The 3,889-nt window shown below is 68.1% G+C and carries 5 protein-coding genes and 1 pseudogene; 3 read left to right on the top strand and 3 right to left on the bottom strand.

All coding sequences use genetic code 11. From position 1 onward, the window contains the following. Positions 1–245 precede the first annotated feature (245 nt). Positions 246–431: pseudogene (locus FXO23_RS51345) on the top strand (reverse transcriptase N-terminal domain-containing protein); the annotation flags it as partial. Positions 432–468: 37 nt separating this feature from the next. Here FXO23_RS51345 and FXO23_RS46580 read toward each other — a convergent pair. Beyond that, on the bottom strand, positions 469–1,944 hold the full coding sequence (locus FXO23_RS46580) for a glycosyltransferase family 39 protein (protein ID WP_158894910.1): 1,476 nt from the start codon (positions 1,942–1,944) through the stop codon (positions 469–471). Positions 1,945–2,066: 122 nt separating this feature from the next. Between FXO23_RS46580 and FXO23_RS46575 the strand changes: the two genes are divergently transcribed. Further along, positions 2,067–2,360 (top strand): AbrB/MazE/SpoVT family DNA-binding domain-containing protein, encoded by a 294-nt coding sequence (locus FXO23_RS46575; protein WP_158894907.1) that lies wholly within the window; start codon positions 2,067–2,069, stop codon positions 2,358–2,360. A gap of 270 nt (positions 2,361–2,630) precedes the next feature. Here the strand turns inward: FXO23_RS46575 and FXO23_RS46570 are convergent, their stop codons facing one another. Next, the gene (locus FXO23_RS46570; protein ID WP_158894904.1) at positions 2,631–2,810 is read right to left on the bottom strand and encodes a hypothetical protein; all 180 of its coding nucleotides are present in this window, start codon (positions 2,808–2,810) and stop codon (positions 2,631–2,633) included. A 38-nt stretch (positions 2,811–2,848) separates the two neighbouring features. Then, positions 2,849–3,241, bottom strand: coding sequence for an STAS domain-containing protein (locus FXO23_RS46565; protein ID WP_218952380.1), 393 nt, complete (start codon positions 3,239–3,241; stop codon positions 2,849–2,851). Positions 3,242–3,504: 263 nt separating this feature from the next. On the opposite strand from FXO23_RS46565, the gene FXO23_RS46560 reads away from it, so the two are divergent. After that, complete coding sequence (locus FXO23_RS46560) at positions 3,505–3,795, top strand: hypothetical protein (RefSeq protein ID WP_218952379.1); 291 nt, start codon at positions 3,505–3,507, stop codon at positions 3,793–3,795. Positions 3,796–3,889 lie beyond the last annotated feature (94 nt).

Below are 3,889 nucleotides of genomic sequence, written 5' to 3'. Positions count from 1 at the left end.
CTTCGGCCCGCACGACCATATTGGCACGACATTGGTGCGACTCGGTTGGTGAACGAGTGAGGTGGCGCTCGAGCGTTCGGACTTGAGCGCCAGCGCGGATCTCCCTGCCGCGCTCCCGAGATCGTCATCGGGATCGTCGCCAAGCCACGCCCGCCCGTCCTGACCAACAACGACCGCAGCCGCTCGCCGGAACTCCGCGGCGTCGACACACCGCGTGGAACAACTGCGCCTTGAGCAGCATCACAGTGGCGGCGCGACGCGATCCCCGAGCTCACTCGGTTTCCGGCTGGTTTCGGATACGATCGAATACTTTAATCGTCGTATCGGGACTGGGGGCTGATGATGACGTACGGCGTTTGCGGCAAAGGATCTTCACGGCTGCGCAGGCTGGGGACCTCAAACGGGTTCGCAGCTTGCAGAAGCTGATGCTTCGTTCCCGTCAAAGAAATCCTGGAATTCCAGCGGGTGTCAGGACACGCTCAGGTTCCGCAGGTGGGGCCAGAGCGAGGCCCAGAGTTCGTGCTTGCCGGTGCATAGCCACACGCTCGCCTCGGGTGTGTCCGGCCCGCCTTCGGCGATCTTGCGCACGTTGGTGAAGTGCGGGCGTAGTTCGTCGGGGTTGGGGCCGATGTAGAGCACCTGGTCCTGCGTCTCGGGCGGTGGTGGGAAGTAGCCGTAGCCGCGATTGCTGCTGTGAGACCTCGGGAGATCGTACTGCGTGGAGTAGCCATCGATGTAGGCGGCGATGATGTACGACCCGCCCATGATGGCCGTGCGCTGCCGGTCCTGGTCGGGCAGTGCGTGATAGGCGGCCGCAGTGCGGCGCGCGATCGTGTCTCCCCTGTCGCCGGATTTGTTGGTCGCGGTGGACCCCACCACCAGCATGCCGCCGGCCACGGCGGCGCTGAGCACGAAGGCCGGCCACACCACCCAGTGCCCGCGGATTCCGCCCGTATCCCTGCGCCGCTGCAGCCCCAGCGCCCCGACCGCGGCGAGCGGACCGTACAATCCGCCCAGGTAGTACGGGCGGCCGAGGGTGGCCACGAAAAAGACGAACAGCGCGAGGAACGTCACCGCGAGGAAGCGATAGGAACGCAACTCCTCGGCCCGCAACAACCGCCACAGGCCGTAGAGCGAGAGCACGGTCCCGGCGACACCGGCGAGAAAGATCAGCGACAGCGCGATCTCGGGACGGCCTCCATACAGTTTTTCTGCTTCTGAGGCCACCACCGCACCCATCCGGAGTTGGGGCCAGCCATGCCGCGCCTGCCACACAAGAGTCGGCGCCGCGATCAGCACACCGAGTCCGGCTCCAGCCCACAGCATCGGCCTGCGCAGCAACTGCCGCGGGCCGAACACCAGCACCGTGAGCAGCAGCACCGCGCACAACAGCAGCACCTGGAACTTGGTCTCGGCGGCGATCCCGACCACCACCCCCAGCGCCAGCAACAGCCGGTCGTCGTGCAGCCGCAGCCACCGCACCAGCACCCAGACCAGCACCAGCCACTGCAAGGGCTCCAGCGCGTACGGGGTGAGCCAGTGCCCGGCCATAGTGATCCACAGGGCGGTGGCCTGTGCCCCGGCGGTCATCGCCTGCGCCCGACGGTCACCTCCCAGCTCGCGGGCGACGAGTGCGGCGACCATGACCGCGGCGGCGGTGGCCAGGACGGCGGGCAGGCGTAGGGCGACGATCGATCCCGGCGCGACCGCGTCCATCAGCGCGGCCAGCAGCGGCGTCAGCGGCGGTTGATCGGCCGAGCCCCAGTCGAGGTGGTGGCGGCCGATGGCCAGCATGTACACCTCGTCGAACCAGTACCTGCCCGCGAAGCTCGCCACGAACTGCGCCACCGCGACCACGGCCGCGATCGACAGCACCGCCTTCCTGGCGAACGGTGGCACCTCGACGCCCCCCGCGGCGGATTGCGGCGACGTGGTCTGCGACATGGCGTTCTCCCCAAGCTCCGTGCTGGCCCGGGTGTTGGCAGCCCCAGGGCCGGAGATGACAAACTATACATGTCTTGCTTTGGATAACATGTATGCTTTGGATATTAGAGGAGGCGGGTTCGATGGCGCATGATGAGGACAATCCCTTCTACGGCCCGGGAGGTCGAGGGTTCTACGGAGCGGTGACGGTCAGCAGCCGGGGCCAGATCGTGCTCCCGGCTCAGGCGCGGCGTGATCTCGGCATCGAGGCGGGCAACAAACTCCTTGTCCTAGGCGACCCGGAACAGGGACTCGCGCTCCTGAAAATCGACAGCCTGATGCACAACCTACGAGGATCCTCGGTACTACTGGAACAGATCCAGAAGCACGCCGTCGGCGAACCCGAGGCACCAGAGCCAGGCGACGGCCACCCCTAGCGGACTCGATCACCGGTAGCGGTCAGGGGTGATTTCTCGCCATTTGCGCTCCACGGCCGCTGGTGCTCCGGAGGCCAGCGGCGTCGCGATACGCGGCCCCGTTCGGTGCCCCAGGGGCGCCGAACACACGCGGACCGTGGTCAACAGCAGTCCCACGCGACGGTGATCGCCTCGCGGCTGGCCTGTGTCGGCGTCTGGCTGCTGGAGGAGTGGGCGGTCGCGGTTCCGGTCGAGTACCGGTTGCCACCAACACCTCAAACCGTGCGGCAATCACACCCGCAGGGCCAGGCCGATCGACTCGGCCAGCGCACGCGCGGTCGCCAGGTCGATTTCGCTGCGGCCCCGCAGCACCGCAACCGAGCCGTGCCGGTCCAATGCCGCCCCGACGGTGTTTAGCCTCGCGTCCGTGCGCGCCCCCGCGCTTCGTCCGATCCGGTACTTCGCGATCAAGAGAAACGTCGAGCCCGGCCGCGCTGACGCGGAACCCGTTACCCAGGCGATCCATTCGAGTGGAGGGCGTGGGTGCGGCTGGGGTAGAGGGTGAACACCTCGGCTAGGCCGGTGCGGTGCAGGATGAGCCGAATCCGGTCGGTGACCACGATCCGCAGCTGGATCTGGTCCCCGCACCCATGGTGCGCGCCGGCGAGCGCGGACAGACCGGCCGAGGTCATGAACACCACTCCGGACAGGTCCAGGATCAGCACCGCCGGCTGCCCGGCCAGGGCCAGGTTGACCGCGTCGACCAGCCGGGGTGTGGTGGCGTGGTCGAGTTCGCCGGCCACGGCCAGCACCGTGGTGGTGTCGCGGTGTTCGACGGTGACCGTCGCCCGGGGCTCGACCGGCAGGGCCGGGCCGGGGGATGGAGGCGCGGGAGTGCTCACCGCGCCATTATCCCCCGGCACGGTGCCGGATCGTTGCCCGTCGGGGAATTCGCGAACAAAGGGGACGAAGGTCCCTAGTGGTGTAACGCCCGGTCTGGACAGGGTGAGGCTGGGTACTGAGGTGTGTGGTCTCGCAGCATGCCTGACGTTTTGTCGTCGCAGCATGCTTGACGTCGCGAGCGCAGCGCCTGACGCCGCCCGTCCAGTGGGGATAGCCAGCCGGGTAGCACCGCCTGCGGTGCGGGCCCCGTAGTCTTCCGGTCATGGTTCATGAGGGCGCCACCGCCGGTGGCTATGTGCGTGATGTGATCGAGAAGGTGACGCCTAGTGTTCTGGCCGCCCGCTCCGCCGGGCACCGCGATGAGGACGAGTTCATCGCCGAGCACATCCGCCACACCGTCGATCTGTTGCTGGACCGCTCCCGGGTGCTCGGCGAGCAGGTCGCTGCCGGGCAGGCGGCCGTGGTCGGTCTGGCCGACCGGCTGGCTGAGGGAACCGCCCGCTTTGTCACCGCCCGCGGCCTCGACCACGCAGGCGCCGCCGACGGCCGGTGAGGGTGAGGGTGTCACCGTGGAGCCGCGGCCACGTGGTGCTCGTCGCCGGATGCCTGCCTGGCACCGTCGTTACTCACCGGCCGAGGCGCCGGAA

Origin of the sequence: Amycolatopsis anabasis (assembly GCF_009765355.1) — a bacterium.
Lineage (GTDB): Bacteria > Actinomycetota > Actinomycetes > Mycobacteriales > Pseudonocardiaceae > Amycolatopsis > Amycolatopsis anabasis.
Note: the sequence above shows the minus strand (reverse complement) of the source record. Positions and strands in the feature narration are given on the sequence as shown.